Raw genomic sequence first — 16,636 nt, 5'->3', positions numbered from 1 at the left:
AAACGAGGCCGCAGCCCGCGTGCGGTCAACGCACGCGCCAGCCACGGCCTCGTCGTATTCGATTGTCTGCGCGCGGATACTGCGCGTCAGTTCTGAACGGCGGGAGCTTCCTCAATCGGACGCTTGAGGTAAGCCACCAGGTTCTCCGAGCCCGTGGGGCCGGGGATCACCTGGACGAGTTCCCACCCGTCGGCGCCCCACTGGTCGAGGATTGCTTTCGTCGCGTGCGTGAGCAGCGGAATCGTGGAGTATTCCCATTTAGTCATGCTTCCATCCTACCTGCCATCTGCGGGCGAACAAAGGACAGAACCTTAGGGACGTGAGGACTGCGCAGCTCGCGCGCGAGGGACTCGTCGGAGGTGCGCAGCCACTCCAACCAGTTTTCCGCGTGCGGATAGTGGCGCAAAATCGCGCGGCGCTCCCGCTCTGTCAGCCCGCCCCACACGCCGTAGTTAGCTTCGGACTCAAGCGCGTCGGCGAGGCATTCGAGGCGAACCTCGCACTCATAGCAGCGCATACGAACCTGACGCTGAGACGCACCCTGCACGAACAGCACGTCCGGTTCGATGGACGCGCAGAGTGCGCGAGCGACCCAGCTCTGGTCGTCGCCTTGCGTTGACATCGTGGAACTCCACTTCACTGTATTTCGAGCCCTTCCTGTGACCATACACACATACGATTGTGGGTGCAAACGCTGCGACCACGATCAAGGCCGCCAGGCGTGACTCATCAGGCAATTCTCACGCGTCGCCAAACGCCAGATGAGCACGCCGCCACGTAAGCTAGGAATATGTCGCACTCTCACTCTCGCGCTGTCCGTCCGGCCCAGCTGCTCGCGCTGCTGCTGGCGTTCCTGAGCGTGTCCGCGCTCATGGGCGTCGTCGGGGCAGGCATGCTTGTCCCCGTCGCCGGCCCCACCGCGCTCGTCGCGAAGTCGGTTCCGTCCGTCTTCAACGAGCTGCCCGGTGATCTGCAGACGGTGGCTCCCGCCGAGGAGTCCCAGCTGCTGGATTCGTCTGGCGCCGTGATCGCGCACTTCTACGACAAGCAGCGCATCGTTGTGCCCAGCGCCAACATCGCTGACGTCATGAAGAAGGCGATCGTGGCGATTGAGGACAAGCGCTTCTACGAGCACAACGGCGTTGACGCCACCGGCATTGCGCGCGCGCTGGTCTCCAACCTGGGCGACAGCGGACGCCAGGGCGCGTCCACGATCACCCAGCAGTACGTGCGTAACTCGCTGGCCGAGCGCGGCTACCTCGAGGGCGACGCGGATCAGGTGAGCGCGGCGACCGAGCAGACCACCGAGCGTAAGCTGCGCGAAATCAAGTACGCGCTGGCATTGGAGAAGACCCAGTCGAAGGACGAAATCCTCACGGGTTACCTCAACATCGCCCCCTTCGGCCCCATCACCTACGGTGTCGAGGCCGCCTCGCAGCGATACTTCTCCAAGTCCGCGTCGGAGCTGAACTACCTGGAGGCCGCGCTCCTCGCTGGCCTCGTTCAGTCCCCCGTCCAGTACGATCCGCTGACCCACCCCGAGGCCGCCCAGGAACGCCGCGACACGGTCCTGGCCACGATGCTCGAGCAGGGTGTCATCACGCAGGAGGAGTACGACCAGGGCGTCGCCACGAGCGTCGAGTCGATGCTGCATCCGACGGTGTCCTCCGAGGGCTGCTCCGGCGCGCCGTCCGCGCAGGCTTACTTCTGTGACTACGTCCTGTCGCAGTTCCTGGAGGATCCGGCTTTCGGCTCCACGCGCATCGAGCGCGAGCGCCTGCTCAAGACGCAGGGCATCACCATTCGCACCACGCTGGACCCGGCGAAGCAGAGCGCAGCCTACGCGTCCCTGACGAACGCGATTCCCGTCGGCGACGCGTCCGGCCTGAACGACGCGATTGTCTCCCTGGATCCGCGCACCGGCAAGGTCCTCGCGATGGCTCAGAACACGACGTACGGCATCGAGAGCGGCCAGACGATGGCGAACTACTCGGCCGACGGCAACTTCCAGGTTGGTTCGACCTTCAAGGTGTTCACCCTCCTGGAGTGGTTCAAGGAAGGCCACTCGGCATACGAGACCGTAGGTTCGAACAACACGTTCTACCCCAACGGATCCTTCAAGTGTGATGGCCGCGCCATCACCACTGAGGGCTACCAGGTCAACGACCTCGCAGGCAAGACCGGCTCCATGAACGTCGTGCGCGCGACGGGCCTGTCCGCCAACCAGGCCTTCGTGAACATGGCGTCGCGTGTGGACTTCTGCTCCATCTTCCAAACCGCCTATGACATGGGCGTCACGGAGGACGGTGAGGTCCCCTCGCCCTTCCCGGCCAACATCCTTGGTTCCGTGTCGAGCTCCCCGCTGCAGATGGCGTCCGTGTTCGCGACGATAGCAAACTCCGGCCAGCAGTGCACGCCTCAGTCCATCGAGTCGGTGACCGACCGTAACGAGAACGTCCTGAAGGAGTTCTCGGCGGACTGCAAGGAGGTCATCTCCCCTGATGTTGCAAACAAGACGGCTGCGCTGCTGACGGCGTCGGCCGGCCAGTACTACACGTCGACGCGCCTGGGCGACGGCCGCCCCTTCGCCGCGAAGTCGGGTACCACCGACGGCCACGCGAACACGTGGCTGACGGGCTTCACGCCGTCGCTCGCGACGTCCGCGTGGGTGGGTCACGGCGACAACTCCTCGCAGGAAGTGTCCGGCGTTGTCATCAATGGCGTCTACCACTCCGAGATCTTCGGTGAGACCTACGTCGGCCAGAACATCTGGGCCCCCTACATGACGCAGGCGCTGGCGGGCACCCCGGTGGAGGCCGTATCGAACGCGAACATCGGCGCGTCCACTCCGCAGCGCGGCACCACTCCGACGTCTGCTCCTTCGCAGTCCCCGAACCCGTCGCCGTCGCCGAGCCACTGAGATGACGACTGATACGGCAGCGTTGCTTCAGGAGGCCACGGCCTCGTCCACTCGACGAGGCCGTGGCCTCCTGCGCACCGCGGGCACGCTCGTGGGTGGGCTGGGGCTCGCAGGGTTAGCAGCGGGGGGCGCTGCGCTCGCCTGGGGGTCGGTCGAGCGCACCATGCCGGTGCTGCGGCGCTACGAGGTCCCGGTTCGCGCCCACGTGCCCGAGGTGACGATTCTGCAGATCGCGGACCTACACCTCTTCGAGGGGCAGGAGTTTTTGCTGCGGTTCTTGTCCGACGTGGCCGCCTCGGAGCATTTCGACATGGTGGTTGCGACAGGCGACAACTTCGGGTCGACGGAGGCTTTGGACATGGTGATGGACGCGTACCGTCCGTTCCTGTCCTACCCGGGCGCGTTCGTGCTCGGTTCGAATGACTACTATTCGCCGATCCCTAAGCGTTGGAGCCGCTACCTGTCGCGTTCGAAGCCGCATCCGGTGCGCGTGGTCCCCGATCTGCCCTTCCTGCCGATGGTGCGTCAGATGCGCCAGGCTGGATGGCTGGACCTGTCGAACGCGTCGGGCACGCTCCGCCTACCCACGGGCACGGTGTCTCTGCTCGGCACGGATGACGCACACATTTACCGTGATCGCTTGGGCGCTCCGGCCTCGTCGTGGGGAGCATCCGATGTCTTGCGCCTCGGGGTGACGCATGCACCGTACACTCGGGTCGTTTCCGCGCTCACCGAGGTCGGCTCGGACCTGATTCTCGCGGGGCACACGCACGGCGGCCAGATCGGTATTCCGGGGTTCGGTGCGATCATCACGAATTGCGACATTTCACGCCCCTACGCGAAGGGCTTGAAACGCTGGCAGGCACCGGGCTCGACGGCGTGGCTGCACGTGTCGGCGGGCCTGGGGACGTCCCCCTACGCGAAGGTGCGTATCGCGACTCGCCCCGAGGCATCGCTTCTGCACGTGTTCCCGGCGTAGCCACATACGCATACACGGCGTCACCACATACGCATACCCGGCGTCACCACATACGCATACCCGGCGTCGCGAGGGCATTCGCGTCGCGAGGAGTCTGCGCGAGGCAGTCGCCAACCAACCAGTCCAATGCGGCGTGGGACACACTTATGCCGCTTGCTTGATCTCCGTTTGGGAATATCGGCGAGGAAACGCTATACTCGAACGGCACCGGGGTGTGGCGCAGCTTGGTAGCGCGCTTCGTTCGGGACGAAGAGGCCGTGGGTTCAAATCCCGCCACCCCGACCGGTAATCGCCGGGACCGTTTGGTCCCGGCGGTTTTTTATCGCTCAGCCTTCCGTGGGCTCGCCGCCAGATTTGGGGTCACGCCCCATATCTCGGGCTGCCACAAGGCCTGCCTAATCTCCGACGCACGCCCCGCCCGCTCACCGTCCGCACCGCACGCCCCGCCAGATCTCCGACCACCACGAGGCCTGCAGGCCCTGGTCTGCTTGCAGTTTGCGTGCCACGCGAGTGGGATTCGCGGATGCGGATAGGTTGTGCACATCCGGATAGGTTATGCGCATGTGGATAGGTAATTAAGCTATCCGGATGTTCGTTACCTATCCGGATCTTGATTACCTATCCGGATGTGCAGTGCCTCGAGGTAGCCCGCCTAATCTCCGGCCGCCGCGTAGCCTGCCCGCTCGCCGTCCACGCCGCGAGCTTTGCTCAGCGTGGTTGATCTTGAGGCGCACCCTGGCCCTGCCGCCGCGCACGGGTTCCGCAGCCATGCCCATATTGCCCGCAGGCATCGCGGCTGCCTCCCCGATCGGGCGGGACTTGGTACGAGTATGCCCTGGCCCTGCCGCAGATGGGCACAGCAGTTTCGCACGTAATTCCCCCGAGGATGTTTCAAATATTGAAATTGGATCGTTGAAATTCCGCGGTTTTCGAGCTGTCGCCGAATGAGGCCCGGAAGGAATTACGTGCGACTTTTCTGGGGGTAGACAGCGCGGTGTCCAGCGATTTCGCATGCAATTCCCCTGAGAATATTTCAAGTATTGAAATCGGATCGTTGAAATTACGCGGTTTTTGAGCTTGCGTCGATTCGCACCGTCGGGGAATTGCATGCGAAATTTGTGGAGAAGCGGTCTTGGCGGCGCCTCGGGGAGAAGGCGCCTCGGGGAGAAGGCACCTCGGGGAGAAGCAGCCTTGGGGAGGCGACACCTTGCGCGGCCTATCCCCCCTCACCGGCCGCGCGAATTATGCACCGTGCGATCTCCAATCTGGTGCGATGGGGGTTTTGCACTACAAGAAGCCCTCTGACGGCGTGTCGCCGGCGTGTCGCACCCCCGTGTAGTGCAAACCCCCCCACACGGAACCCGCGTAGGGCGCCGCACCCGACGGTGAAGCTCGGGAAACAGACATAAATGACCGACATGCCAACGGCAGACGTGGCAACGGCAGACATGCCAACAGCAGACGCACAGAACAGCGGCCACTCACGACACCGGGGGACGGCAACCACGACCAACGCCCATGGAGGCGCAGCAGAGCCCCAACGCCCGCACGCAAGCACCAGGAACGAAAGAAACGCCCGCGCGCAGGCACCAGGCACGAAAGCAACATCCGGAGCGAAGCACAGACTACAACCACCAAACAGATTGACACTCCACGCGGCAACCTGTCGTCTTGCGAGGTCATACGCCAATACGAAGCGCCCAACGAGCCCTGATTTTGCCGCGTCAGCACGACCTCACTGACCGATATGTTAATTTCATGTTTTTGGGGTTAGACTGAGCGAGAACGTACACTTCAAGATTTCAAGGAGTACCCCATGAAGCGTCGTATTGTAGCCGCCCTCCTGATCGCCACGATGCCCCTCGGTATGGCTGCCTGCCTGCAGATTAAGCCTGACAACCCGACGTCCTCGCCTTCGTCCTCGTCTGCGCCTTCGCAGGAGGCGACCAGCACGCCTACGCAGGCATCGCCCTCCGCGTCGAGCTCTTCGAAGTCGAGCCAGACGAAGGAGGAGGCCTGCGCCATTCTCGACAACAAGGCCAACGAGATCTCCTCGAGCCTGAACGACAAGGATAAGGAGTCGGTCATCAAGACTCTGTCCAGCTTCATTGACATCATGAAGTCTGACGAGATCACCAACCCCGAGGTCAAGGAGGCGGCAAACGGGCTGGCTGACAGCGCGCAGAAGCTCCTCGACGCGACCAAGGCAGCCGACGAGCCGCCGACGGCCGACCAGCGGTCCAAGATTCTGACGGCGACGTCGGCGTACCTGGAATCGATGAATAAGCTCGATTCGGTGTGCACCGGTAAGTGACGCTCTGCCGAGCACACGACACCCGTCAAGGTAGAGGTGAGGGTGGCCCCGCGGGGCCACCCTCACCTCTCAATGCCCACACGCGGGCATACACAATCTGATGGTGCGCGTCAGCGCGCGTTGCACACCGTCTCGAGCGACGACATCGACGTCGTGAACGTCGTGTACAGGTCCATGGCCTCGCTCATCTGGTCTGCCGACGGGTCATCGCCCACCGTCTTGGCGAAGTCGGCGAGAGCCTGAGCGCTATCGCCCGCAGCCACCGCAGCAGCCTTCACTTCGGTGTTGGTAATGTCGTCAGACTTCAGGACGGTCGCAACGTTGGTCATGCCCTGGATCATGTCTTCCGTGTTGCTCGGATCCAGGCCATCAATGGCCTTGACGGCCTTGTCATTGATGATCTGGCACGCGGCCTGCTTGGACTGTCCACCGCAGGCAGCCAGGCTCAGCGGCAGCAGTGCGACGAGGGCGGCGGTCAGAAGACGCTTCTTCATGAGGATTACTCCTTCGTACATTTGTGATGGGTACCCACGAATCATATCGTATTTTCGCGTCATTGATTACCTCACGGTTAACGAACGTGCGTGCATTATTGACACAATTCGCTGCACGAATGACAACCACGCGTGACGGTCGCGCCGAACGCACGAGGAGTGGGCGGCCCGGCGGACACGCGACGAGGAGTGGGCGGCCCCTGTGGGCATGCAACGAGGCGGGCACTCACACGAGGACAACGCTCACATGACGGAGGGGGCGGCCCGCATGGGCCGCCCCCTCCTCGCTATCTACTCAGTCGAGGGACGGAACTGGGGATCAGTGCTCACCGTGCCCCGGCCTCGTCGATTCAGGCCGCTCCGCCGTTCTTCCAGCGACGGAAGAACATCGCCAGCAGCGCGCCGGAGAGGTTGTGCCACACGGAGAAGACGGCCGCCGGGAGCGCGGTCTCCGGGGTCGATGCGAAGTGGGTCTTTGCCAGCGTCGCGGCCAGCGCCGAGTTCTGCATGCCGACCTCGATCGCGGTGGTACGCGCAGCCTTGTCGGAGCCGCGGCCGACGCGTCCGGCCAGGTAGCCGAAGAAGTAGCCGAGCAGGTTGTGGCAGATGACCACAGCGATGATGAGGGCACCGGACGTCAGGATCTTGTCGACGGAACCGGACACGACGACCAAGAGCACGTAGCAGATGCCCAGCACGGAGATCCAGGGCAGGATCGGCAGGATCTTCTCGACGAGCTTGCCTGCAATGAAGCGCACGATAAAGCCGCCCAGGACGGGGGCGAGGACCATCAGCAGGATGTTCTTCGCCATCGCCGCACCGTCAACCGGCATACGCGAACCGACCAGCCAGGCGGTGAGCAGCGGGGTCATGAGGGGCGCGAGCAGCGTCGAGATTGAGGTCATGGTGACCGACAGGGCGACGTCCGCCTTCGCCAGGTAGGAGATCACGTTCGAGGCTGTGCCACCGGGCGCGCAGCCGACGAGGATGACGCCGACGGCGACAGCGTCGGGCAGGTGAAACGCGTAGCACAGGCCCCAACCGACGAGGGGCATAATCAGGTACTGGGCGACGACACCCACGAGCACAGGCAGAGGGCGCTTGACGATGAGCCCAAAGTCGGGCAGCGTCAGGGTCAGGCCCATGCCGAACATGATGACGCCGAGTGCCCAGTTCACGCCGGGGGCCAGCGGCTTGAAGGTGGCGGGCGTGATCATGGCGATCGCGAAGGCCGCCAGGATCAGCAGCGGGAAGACCGTCACGGCGATGCGTGCGCTGCGGTCCTCGGAGGACAGGGTCGGAGATTGAGTTGTGACTGCGTCTGATGTGGACATGCCCCCATATTTCACCGATTGTTGAAATTTTCCCTTCCACGTCTCACGTTGTGATCAGCTCAGTATTGAGCCTCACAAGACCACTTCACTAAGCTAAGGCTATGCACAGTGCAGCGCCGCAGACTCAGACAACTCCCGAACGCACCGCGGGTAGCAGTCCCGAACGCACCCCGGGCGGCGGGCCCGACCACGCATCGGGTCGACCTCAGGGACGTCCGAAGCCGCGCCACCATAGCAATCCCCGCATGCGCAAGCTCGCCCGCGAGGGCTGGATCTCCGACCAGCACGGCGCGTGGACGATGATGGCGTTCCCGCCGCTGCTCGGGTGGGCGCTCTCCTACACCTTCTCCTGGATGGTCGTCCTCATGCTGGTGGCGTGGGCGATGGCGTTCCAGATGTTTTCCGCCGTCTGCCTGTGGGTGAAGACGCCCGCGAAGCGCCGCGCTCGGATCGCTCCCGCGGTCATCACCTACGCAGTCCTCGCGGCGCTCCCCGGCGCCACCCTGCTAGCGGTGCGTCCGCAGCTGCTGTGGTGGGCGATCGCTTTCGCACCCCTGGCTTCGTCCGCGCTCTACCTCGTGTGGAAGGGCCGCGAGCGCTCCCTGGGGGCTCGCACGGCGTCGATCCTGGCGGGCAACATCATGGGCCCGGTGGCTTTTTCGCTGGCGGTCGCGGATGGGTCTCCGGCCGCGGTTTCGATCCACGCGTGGGCGACGTGCGCGGCGTTCGGCCTGCACTACATCGGAACGGTTCCGCTGGTGCGCTCGATGATCAGGGGCCGCAAGGATCCGCGCTGGGCGGTCGGTTCGACGCTGCTGCACGCGGCTTTCACGCTGTGTGTAGCCGTAGCGTGGTGGTTCGGCGCACTAACGATCTGGCCGGTCCTCATGTGGGCGTTGCTGACGGCGCGCGCGTGGGCGATGCCGACGATCAGCCGGAAGCGGGCGCGCCCTCTTTCGCCCAAGCTCATCGGATTCAGCGAGCTCGGTTGGTCGCTACTCCTGATCGTCTCGCTGCTGATTCCATAAGCTGCTGCACCTCGGTGAGTGTATGGGCGCGTCCGATTCGTCGGGCGCGCCCATTCGCGCACGGCCCCTACGCGCCGATGCCCGAGGTGCGCGCAAATTCGGCGGCGACGGACAGGAAGAGGTCGTTCTGCTCGCGCGAGCCGACCGAGACGCGCACGCCCACGCTGAAGGGGCGCACGATGAGGCCCACGCGCGTGCATGCCTCGACGAGGCCGTAGACGTTGCCGCGGATCAGGTAGAAGTTCGACTGGCTGTCGGGGATGTCGTAGCCGAGGTCGCGCAGCGCCGGGACGACGCGCTCGCGTTCGGCGATGATCTCGGCGACCGCGCGCGACACGCCCTCGGAATCCTTGAGGGAGGCGAGGGCCGCCGCAAGCGCGAGGGAGTTGACGCCGAAGGGGACGAGGAGGGCTTGGATCGCGCCGATCACCTCGGCTTCGCCGATGGCATAGCCGACGCGCACACCGGCCAGCGCGTGGGCCTTGGAGAAGGTGCGCATGACGATGACGTTGGGGTGGTCCTCGATGAGGGGAACCGCGGTGCGCACGCCGGGCTTGGTCGCGAAGTCGATGTAGGCCTCGTCGACGATGATCATGACGTCTTCGGGGACGTCGGCGACGAACGCGGCGATCTCCTCGTAGGTGAGGGCGGGGCCAGTCGGGTTGTTGGGTGAGCAGACGATGACGGCGACGGTGTCGGGCGTGATCGCGGCGCGCATGGCGTCCAGGTCGTGGGTGCCATCGGGGAGGAGTTCCACGGGCACGGGGTCGCCGCCCACGGAAGGCACGGCGATCGGGTAGGACTCAAAGGAGCGCCAGGGGTAGATGACCTGGGTGCCGGGCTGGCAGACGGCGGACAGTGCGGCGACGAGGATCGCCGAGGAGCCGGTGCCCACGCACACTTGGTCGGCGCTGACGCCGTAGCGCTGGGCGAGGGCTTCGCGCAGGGGCGCTGCCGTCAGGTCGGGGTAGCGGTTGATCGTCTCGAGTTCGCGGGCGATCGCTTCGAGCACGGCGGGGCTGGGCGGCGTCGGCATTTCGTTCGAGGAGATCTTGACGGCACCGGGGGCCGTCTTGCTCGGCACGTAGCGGGGCAGGGCGGCGACGGCGGGACGAATGCGCAGGTTGCTCATGTGTGTAGTCCTATCCCATGGAATTGGCACGTGCAAGCATCGTCCCACTGCGCAAGAATGAAGCAATGGATTTCATTGCACGTCTTTTAGCCACGATGGCCGGACTGTGGGTCACGGTCCACGTGGTTCCGTCGATTTCGATCGAGGCGTCGTCGGCCTCGCAGACGGTGATCGTCTTGGCGGTCGTCGCCTTGGTGTTCACGGCGGTGAACTCGATGATTAAGCCTGTCGTGAAGACACTGGCATTCCCCCTGTATGTGCTGACGTTCGGCCTGTTTGCCCTGGTGACGAACTCGCTGCTGTTTGCGCTGACGGGCTGGCTGTCCACGTCGCTTGGATTCCCTATGACGACGGGCGGCTTCTGGTCCTGCCTGGCGGGCGCGGTCATCACCTCCGTGGTGTCCTCGATCGTCTCGGGCCTGCTGCACGATAAGAAGGACGAGCGCGACTGATCCGCTCTGCCCCCTTTCTCGAAGCGTGTCACCCCTGGGTGATGCGCCTCGTTTGGTAGTGGTGGATGGTGGTCTGGGTGCCCGGGGTGAGGCCGAGCGCCTGGGTGCGGCGGGCCTCGGCGGCAGCCAGGGCTCCGAGGCCGGGGTCGGACGAGGCCCGGGCGGCGTTCAGGGTGCTCCTGATTTCGTCGACGTACAGGGGCGCGCTGTGCGAGCAGGGCACGGGGTCGTCGGCGTGGCACGTGGCCTCGTAGTCGTGGAACATGACGGTCGTGACGTTGTCGCCACGCGTGGCGTTCCCGTCCAAGCCCGGGACGATGTCACCGGAGTTTTCGTAGGCGAGGACGGGCACGTCGCTCGGCGCGATTGTCGCGGTGGGTGAGCCGGCTGTCACCACGGAGACGACGTTGTAGCGGGCGCGCACGTCCGGGTCTGCAGCCATTTGGGCCGCCATGATTCCTCCCTGAGAATGCCCGGCAAATTCGACGGCCTCGCCCGGCGCGATGCCTGCCGCATCCATGGCCTCTTTGATGGCGTCGAGCTGGTCCGAGTTCATACCGGCGACGCCTTGCAGGTTGGTGGTCATGTCCTGGGGACCTGACTGCCCAATGGCGAAGGACTGGGTGCCTCGGATGTCGACGGTCCACGAGCGCGTCGTCGCCCCGTCCTCCCCCACCGTTACGTGTTCCTCGATGGCGATTTCTCCGTTGTCGGCGTCACCCCCGTGCATGTCGGTGATGTGCTCGATGGCATCCGCGCTGGTGGTGACGCCTTCGTAGTGGGTGTCGGGTGCGGCCTCGGGCATGGCCGCGAGCGCGGATCGGGTGCGCGCGTCGAGGGCGTTTGAAGGAATGCGGGATCCGAGGCCGTTGGTGCGCACGCGGGTGTCCCCGTCCGCGCCTCGGACGACGATCCCGCAGCTGAGGCCGTGGCCGAGACGGAGGTCGACGAATCCCAGGTATGCGAACAGGGGCGCGGCCAGCGCGGCGACGCCGGACGCGGATTGGGTGGACGTCGAGTTCAGGTCCTGGCTCACTCCCAGTCCGGCCAGTGACTGCGCGACGCCTCGGAACGCAGGAAGGGAGTTGACGTCCAGGGTGAACCTGCCGAGGTCGCGTTGGAAGCGCACGCCCGACGCCTCGTCCGCGTGGTACTTGAAGAGCAGCCCGTCGATCACGGTGTCACACAGGTCTTTTTCCGCGACTAACGATGAGAGACCGGGCATGAGGAGGGTGGAGAGCCAGGGAGCGCCGGCGCGCGCGGAGGCGTCTTGCGTGCCGTGAACGAGCGCCGAGGCTCCGGTGAGCGCGAGACCGGCGGGCCCCATGACCATCGTGCCAAGGCCCCGCGGGTCCAGCTGCGGTCCCATCGGGCTGCCGGGCACGAGCTCCCACAGCGAGGAGCCGTTCTCGGCGTTGGCGTATGTGAGGGCGGTGTCCTGCAGCTTCCACCGCAGGGAGTCGATCTCGGTCTCGAGCGAGTTCAGGGCGGCCAGGGCGCCCGTGATCGCGGACGCGAGGGGCGCGGAGGCCTCGGGGATGAGCCCGGATACCGCGTCTGCTTCGCCGAGGGCGGCGTCGAGCGCGAGCCTGGCGGGCACGATCGAGAGCGCCTCCTCGCCGCTGATGAGGGTGTGTGCGGCGCATAGTTCGTCGACGTCGACGCGAAATGCTCCCGAGTTGACGGTGACGTCGCGGCGCGGGTCGAATGCCATGGTCACCACGCTCCCAGCATGACGAGTTCGGGCTGGTAGGTTGAGGCGTCGGCGAGCGCGCTGGCGAGGGCTCGGTTGCGTTCCTCGTCGAAGGAGGGGACGAGGTCGAGGGCGGCCTGGATCTGGTCGAGGACTCCCTGAACACTCGCGATTACCTCGCTGTGCCGATTGCGATAGGAGTCGCCCGCGACGCCGACCCACTGTGGGCACGTGGCACCCGCGAGCGCCCCACGCAGGCTATCGACGAGGCCGTGGGCTGCGTGCAGGGACAGGCCGGGGCTGAGGGGATCGGGGATCATGGTCGGCTCCCATCGTTGGAAGAATCGTTGCTTGTCCTTGCACGCTACGCCTGCGAGTTCCCCCACCACCACTCGCACGGCGACCCCTGTGGATAACTTCCCGGCGCTGCCAACCCCTGTGGATGACACGCCCAGCCCCGGCCTCGTCGTTACCCATGCCACGAACCGCCGCGCGGACTGGGCGTCCCGATATCCCCTCGTTCTGGGAAGATAGGGGTATGAGCGACACGATGACACTGTTCTCCACTGCCCACGGCTATTCGGACCTGGCGGGCGGGGGTGAGCCGCTCAGTCCGCTGGATGGCCGCTACCGCGCGGTCGCCGCGCCCCTGGCGAACTACCTGTCCGAGGCGGGCCTGAACCGGGCGCGCGTCCACGTTGAGATCGAGTGGCTGATTTTCCTGCTCGACAATTCGGTCCTGCCGGGCGCCCCGACGCTGACGGACGCCGAGCGCGATTACCTGCGCGCGCTCCCCCGCGATTTCGGCGCCGAGCACATTAAGCGCCTGGGCGAGTTCGAGGCCGTCACCCGCCACGACGTCAAGGCCGTCGAGTACCTGATCGGCGAATACCTTCAGGCCGCGGCCGACACGCTGGGCGAGGGCACGACGCTGCCGTCCCTGCGCGAGGTCGTCCACATTTTCTGCACTTCCGAGGACATCAACAACCTGGCGTACGCGCTGACGATCAAGGCGGCGACCGAGCAGGTGTGGCTGCCCGCGATCCGCGCGCTCCTGGATCGTCTGCGCGGCCTCGCCGAGGCCGGGGCGGCCGTCCCGATGTTGGCGCACACGCACGGACAGCCGGCGACGCCGGTGACGATCGGCAAGGAGATGGCGGTGTTCGCGCACCGCCTGTCCCGCCAGATCAAGCGCGTCGAGGCCACGGAGTACCTGGGTAAGATCAACGGCGCGACGGGCACGTGGGCTGCGCACGTCGTGTCGGTGCCGGGCGCGGATTGGCCGACGCTGGCTCGCTCTTTCGTGGAGGGCCTGGGCCTGACGTGGAACCCGCTGACCACGCAGATCGAGTCGCACGACTGGCAGGCTGAGCTGTACTCGGACGTGGCGCGCGCGGGCCGCATCGCCCACAACTTGGCGACGGACGCGTGGACGTACATTTCGATGGATTACTTCCACCAGAATCTGGCGGCGCAGGGTTCGACGGGCTCGTCGACGATGCCGCACAAGGTCAACCCGATTCGCTTCGAGAACGCGGAGGCGAACCTGGAGGTGTCGAACGCGCTGCTGGATTCGCTGGCGTCGACGCTGGTGACCAGCCGCATGCAGCGTGACCTGACGGATTCGACGACGCAGCGCAACGTGGGCGTCGCGTTTGGTCACGCGGTGTTGGCTTACGACAACCTGGTGCGTGGCCTGGATGGCATCGAGATCAACGCGGCTCGTATGGCCCGCGATTTGGACGCGAATTGGGCGGTGCTGGGCGAGGCCGTCCAGCAGGCGATGCGCGCCGCCGCGATCGCGGGCGCGACCGGCATGGCGAACCCGTACGAGCGCCTCAAGGAGCTGACGCGCGGCCACGAGGTGGGCGCGGAAGACATGCGTGAGTTCATCGCGGGCCTGGGTCTGCCGGCCGAGGTGGAGGAGCGCCTCCTTGCGCTGACCCCCGCGACCTACATCGGCTTGTCCGAGCGCCTGGCGCGCTGGGAGGCCTGAGCCCTATCGGCTGGGGCGGCGGGTGCGCGGGTTTCGCGCCTCGCCGCCCTTTGTCGTTTCTCGGCTGCATCGACGAGGCCGGGGGCTCACAGCTCGGTCACGGCCTCCACGTGGGGTCGCACTCGGGCGCGCCGTAGCGGTCGTAGAGCTCGTCGGGGCGCGCGATCTCGTCGGCGAAGCCGAGGGCGCTCATGTCGACGACCGTGTCGGTCTGCGCACCGGGGGCCTCGAGGTCGTCGGCCTCCTCGTGGGCGAGAAGGACGCGTGCGCGCACGCTGACGGGCGCCATTTCGTCGTTGTTCCAGGTCACGCGGGTGATCGCGTCGAGGGCGCGCGTGGCGGCCTCGCGCTCCGACAGAACATCGGCAGCAGACACGACGACGTCGATGGACACGAGGGAGGGGCGCCCAAAGCCCTCGCCGACCTCGACGTGGACGACCCGACGCGGCGCGCGGGCCCCGCCCTCGCCGGCCACGCCCTCAGCACCCGACCCCCCACCAGCCCCGGCCTCGTTCGTGCGCAGCGGGAAACCCGACTCAAGAGCGGCGGTCGCGAGGTCGACGAAGCGCTGGGTGCGCCCGGTGCCGCGCGTGGAGGACAGGGCGCGCCACGCGATGCCCGCACCCAGGGCGCCCACGCCGAGCGCGCCGATCATGAGCGGCCCGGCGATCTGCGGGAGCCGACCGCGCAGGCCCGCGGAGGCCGCCTTGTTGACGGGGGTCGAGACGCGCATCCATCGGCGCACCTCGCGCAGGGGGGCGTTGGGGTCGGTCATGACCTGTCCTTTCTGAGGGAGGGGAGGGCGGAGGAGAGGCGCGCGGAAATACTCGCGCGGCGCCTGGCTCGGGCGATGCGCGGCAGGCGGGGGGCCGTGGCCGCGTAGTCGATGTGGTAGGTGGCGGGTTCGTAGGAGCTGGCTCGTTCGAGCGCGGCGACCGTGTCCCACGTGCCTTCGGCGGTGGGGGTGAGGATGTCCTGCCAGATTTCGTAGTGCATGACGCGCGTGGCTTCGCCCGGGGTGGGCATGAAGTCCTGTAGGGCAGCCATCGCCGAGGCGAGCCGACCCCACGGGGTGACGCGGACCTTGCGCTCGAGGAGGCGCACGGTCTCCGTGTACGTCGAGGAGGAGTGCGCGTAGTAGAGGGGTCGGGTACGAGGCCGCACGAGGCTGCGCCCGACGGTGACGCGCCGGTCGGGGGCGCGGTCGGGCGAGCCGTCGAGGCTCGGCATGACGTCCTGGTCGTGCGTGACGGCGACGGTCACCACGTCGGGGCGCACGCGGATGCGCCGGTTCGGGCCGCCCGTGGAGAGGATTCCGGCGACGTTGACTCCGGCCTCGTCGGCGGGCACGGAGGCGAGGGCGGCGGCGACGATCCCGCCCTGGGAGTGGCCGCAGATGAGGACGGGCTCGCGCGTCCACCGCTCGGCGGGCACGCCGTCGCGTTCCATGGCGGCGTGGAGCGCGCTCACGACGCCGACGCTCATCGCGCTTTCGAGGCCGAGCATGAGGCGGATGTTTGTTTCGACGTCGGCGGGGTTGTTTGTGGAGCGCCAGGTCATAGATTCGGTGCCGACCAGGGAGAGGAGCCAGCGGCGCGCCTCGTCTTCGCCGACGCGGGTGATTTTGACGGCGGGGCCGATGGTGCGCGACCAGTAGAGTTCGTCGATGTCGGCGCACATGTCGGAGAGCTGTTCGGGCGCGTCGACGCGGCGGATTTGGGCTTCGGGGTGGCCGGGGAGCGGGTCCTGGAACGCGGGGTCGGCCGCGGAGTCACGCAGGAGTGCGACGTGGACCGCGCCGCCGCGCAGGGCACCCACGGCGGTGCCGATGGTGAGCATGCCGGTCATGAGGGCGTCGTATCCGCGCCTGGGGATGAGGGGCAGCATGCGGGCCATGCGCCCGTCCTTGTCCGCGCCGACGGCGACAACCGTTCGCGCCCAGGCGCGCCCCACGGTCGCGGTGCGCCGGGCGACGTGGGAGAGGGAGCGGATGAGGAGGGTGTCGAGGCCGGGGGTATCGAAGAAGATTCGCTGCGACTTTTCGCTGATCGCGGTACCCATGTCGTCGGAGAGGGAACGCGCGCGGGCGCGCACGTCCTGCGGCAGCGCGGAGATGTCGGCGAGGGCGCCGACCGCGACCGTGGCCGCGAGGGCGGGGACGATGGGGGCGACTTTGAGGCGCAGGTAGAGGCCGGGGTAGGCCTGGGGGACGCGGCGGATTGCGCGGTAGCGTCGACGCGGGCGTCGCTTCATGTCCCCTCCTTGCGTTCAGTGTTGGCTCCACCCTACGAGGG

The 16,636-nt window shown here is 66.4% G+C and carries 15 protein-coding genes and 1 tRNA gene; 7 read left to right on the top strand and 9 right to left on the bottom strand.

Features of this window, described 5'->3' with window-relative positions:
- Positions 1-86: 86 nt before the first annotated feature.
- Positions 87-266, bottom strand: coding sequence for a Sp36 family protein (gene sp36, locus O3656_RS05335; RefSeq protein ID WP_003791133.1), 180 nt, complete (start codon positions 264-266; stop codon positions 87-89).
- Positions 263-622, bottom strand: a complete 360-nt coding sequence (locus O3656_RS05330) for a WhiB family transcriptional regulator (protein ID WP_016460571.1) — start codon at positions 620-622, stop codon at positions 263-265. Before O3656_RS05330 ends, sp36 begins: the two co-directional genes overlap by 4 nt.
- A gap of 168 nt (positions 623-790) precedes the next feature.
- Here O3656_RS05330 and O3656_RS05325 point away from each other — a divergent pair, with 168 nt between their 5' ends.
- The 4 genes from O3656_RS05325 to O3656_RS05310 all read left to right on the top strand — a co-directional run bounded on the left by O3656_RS05325 (position 791) and on the right by O3656_RS05310 (position 6,213).
- Positions 791-2,920 (top strand): transglycosylase domain-containing protein, encoded by a 2,130-nt coding sequence (locus O3656_RS05325; RefSeq protein ID WP_500062956.1) that lies wholly within the window; start codon positions 791-793, stop codon positions 2,918-2,920.
- Position 2,921: 1 nt separating this feature from the next.
- Positions 2,922-3,899 (top strand): metallophosphoesterase, encoded by a 978-nt coding sequence (locus O3656_RS05320; protein WP_500062955.1) that lies wholly within the window; start codon positions 2,922-2,924, stop codon positions 3,897-3,899.
- A gap of 208 nt (positions 3,900-4,107) precedes the next feature.
- Positions 4,108-4,181: transfer RNA gene (locus tag O3656_RS05315), tRNA-Pro, on the top strand.
- Positions 4,182-5,715: 1,534 nt separating this feature from the next.
- Complete coding sequence (locus O3656_RS05310) at positions 5,716-6,213, top strand: hypothetical protein (protein ID WP_500062954.1); 498 nt, start codon at positions 5,716-5,718, stop codon at positions 6,211-6,213.
- 110 nt (positions 6,214-6,323) lie between these two features.
- On the opposite strand, the gene O3656_RS05305 is transcribed toward O3656_RS05310, so the two are convergent.
- Both O3656_RS05305 and O3656_RS05300 read right to left on the bottom strand, forming a co-directional pair.
- Positions 6,324-6,707 (bottom strand): hypothetical protein, encoded by a 384-nt coding sequence (locus O3656_RS05305; protein WP_048677017.1) that lies wholly within the window; start codon positions 6,705-6,707, stop codon positions 6,324-6,326.
- A 350-nt stretch (positions 6,708-7,057) separates the two neighbouring features.
- A complete protein-coding gene (locus tag O3656_RS05300; RefSeq protein WP_500062953.1) occupies positions 7,058-8,041 on the bottom strand; it encodes a bile acid:sodium symporter family protein in 984 nt (327 codons plus the stop codon).
- A 245-nt stretch (positions 8,042-8,286) separates the two neighbouring features.
- On the opposite strand from O3656_RS05300, the gene O3656_RS05295 reads away from it, so the two are divergent.
- Positions 8,287-9,069, top strand: coding sequence for a YwiC-like family protein (locus tag O3656_RS05295; RefSeq protein WP_500062952.1), 783 nt, complete (start codon positions 8,287-8,289; stop codon positions 9,067-9,069).
- A 67-nt stretch (positions 9,070-9,136) separates the two neighbouring features.
- Here O3656_RS05295 and hisC read toward each other — a convergent pair whose 3' ends face one another.
- A complete protein-coding gene (hisC, locus tag O3656_RS05290) occupies positions 9,137-10,201 on the bottom strand; it encodes a histidinol-phosphate transaminase (RefSeq protein ID WP_500062951.1) in 1,065 nt (354 codons plus the stop codon).
- 65 nt (positions 10,202-10,266) lie between these two features.
- Between hisC and O3656_RS05285 the strand changes: the two genes are divergently transcribed.
- Positions 10,267-10,653: a phage holin family protein gene (locus tag O3656_RS05285; protein WP_500062950.1), complete on the top strand. Its 387-nt coding sequence runs from the start codon at positions 10,267-10,269 to the stop codon at positions 10,651-10,653.
- Positions 10,654-10,681: 28 nt separating this feature from the next.
- Here the strand turns inward: O3656_RS05285 and O3656_RS05280 are convergent, their stop codons facing one another.
- Together O3656_RS05280 and O3656_RS05275 are read right to left on the bottom strand one after the other, a co-directional pair.
- On the bottom strand, positions 10,682-12,367 hold the full coding sequence (locus O3656_RS05280) for an alpha/beta hydrolase (RefSeq protein WP_500062970.1): 1,686 nt from the start codon (positions 12,365-12,367) through the stop codon (positions 10,682-10,684).
- 2 nt (positions 12,368-12,369) lie between these two features.
- On the bottom strand, positions 12,370-12,666 hold the full coding sequence (locus O3656_RS05275) for a hypothetical protein (RefSeq protein ID WP_500062949.1): 297 nt from the start codon (positions 12,664-12,666) through the stop codon (positions 12,370-12,372).
- Between the two features lie 218 nt (positions 12,667-12,884).
- On the opposite strand from O3656_RS05275, the gene purB reads away from it, so the two are divergent.
- Complete coding sequence (gene purB / locus O3656_RS05270; protein ID WP_500062948.1) at positions 12,885-14,342, top strand: adenylosuccinate lyase; 1,458 nt, start codon at positions 12,885-12,887, stop codon at positions 14,340-14,342.
- A gap of 97 nt (positions 14,343-14,439) precedes the next feature.
- Here purB and O3656_RS05265 read toward each other — a convergent pair whose 3' ends face one another.
- Together O3656_RS05265 and O3656_RS05260 are read right to left on the bottom strand one after the other, a co-directional pair.
- The gene (locus O3656_RS05265; RefSeq protein ID WP_500062947.1) at positions 14,440-15,117 is read right to left on the bottom strand and encodes a pyridine nucleotide-disulfide oxidoreductase; all 678 of its coding nucleotides are present in this window, start codon (positions 15,115-15,117) and stop codon (positions 14,440-14,442) included.
- Entirely contained in the window at positions 15,114-16,595 is a 1,482-nt protein-coding gene (locus O3656_RS05260; RefSeq protein ID WP_500062946.1) for an alpha/beta hydrolase, read from the bottom strand. The genes O3656_RS05265 and O3656_RS05260 overlap by 4 nt, the downstream gene beginning before the upstream one ends.
- Positions 16,596-16,636 lie beyond the last annotated feature (41 nt).

The organism is Pauljensenia sp. 27098_8_83 (genome assembly GCF_041432695.1).
GTDB lineage: Bacteria > Actinomycetota > Actinomycetes > Actinomycetales > Actinomycetaceae > Pauljensenia.
Note: the sequence above shows the minus strand (reverse complement) of the source record. Positions and strands in the feature narration are given on the sequence as shown.

What these genes read in the sequence shown, in the direction of transcription:
- sp36 (WP_003791133.1), bottom strand. Translation starts at nt 266, where the DNA reads ATGACTAAATGGGAATACTCCACGATTCCGCTGCTCACGCACGCGACG.
- O3656_RS05330 (WP_016460571.1), bottom strand. Translation starts at nt 622, where the DNA reads ATGTCAACGCAAGGCGACGACCAGAGCTGGGTCGCTCGCGCACTCTGC.
- O3656_RS05325 (WP_500062956.1), top strand. Translation starts at nt 791, where the DNA reads ATGTCGCACTCTCACTCTCGCGCTGTCCGTCCGGCCCAGCTGCTCGCG.
- O3656_RS05320 (WP_500062955.1), top strand. Translation starts at nt 2,922, where the DNA reads ATGACGACTGATACGGCAGCGTTGCTTCAGGAGGCCACGGCCTCGTCC.
- O3656_RS05310 (WP_500062954.1), top strand. Translation starts at nt 5,716, where the DNA reads ATGAAGCGTCGTATTGTAGCCGCCCTCCTGATCGCCACGATGCCCCTC.
- O3656_RS05305 (WP_048677017.1), bottom strand. Translation starts at nt 6,707, where the DNA reads ATGAAGAAGCGTCTTCTGACCGCCGCCCTCGTCGCACTGCTGCCGCTG.
- O3656_RS05300 (WP_500062953.1), bottom strand. Translation starts at nt 8,041, where the DNA reads ATGTCCACATCAGACGCAGTCACAACTCAATCTCCGACCCTGTCCTCC.
- O3656_RS05295 (WP_500062952.1), top strand. Translation starts at nt 8,287, where the DNA reads ATGCGCAAGCTCGCCCGCGAGGGCTGGATCTCCGACCAGCACGGCGCG.
- hisC (WP_500062951.1), bottom strand. Translation starts at nt 10,201, where the DNA reads ATGAGCAACCTGCGCATTCGTCCCGCCGTCGCCGCCCTGCCCCGCTAC.
- O3656_RS05285 (WP_500062950.1), top strand. Translation starts at nt 10,267, where the DNA reads ATGGATTTCATTGCACGTCTTTTAGCCACGATGGCCGGACTGTGGGTC.
- O3656_RS05280 (WP_500062970.1), bottom strand. Translation starts at nt 12,367, where the DNA reads ATGGCATTCGACCCGCGCCGCGACGTCACCGTCAACTCGGGAGCATTT.
- O3656_RS05275 (WP_500062949.1), bottom strand. Translation starts at nt 12,666, where the DNA reads ATGATCCCCGATCCCCTCAGCCCCGGCCTGTCCCTGCACGCAGCCCAC.
- purB (WP_500062948.1), top strand. Translation starts at nt 12,885, where the DNA reads ATGAGCGACACGATGACACTGTTCTCCACTGCCCACGGCTATTCGGAC.
- O3656_RS05265 (WP_500062947.1), bottom strand. Translation starts at nt 15,117, where the DNA reads ATGACCGACCCCAACGCCCCCCTGCGCGAGGTGCGCCGATGGATGCGC.
- O3656_RS05260 (WP_500062946.1), bottom strand. Translation starts at nt 16,595, where the DNA reads ATGAAGCGACGCCCGCGTCGACGCTACCGCGCAATCCGCCGCGTCCCC.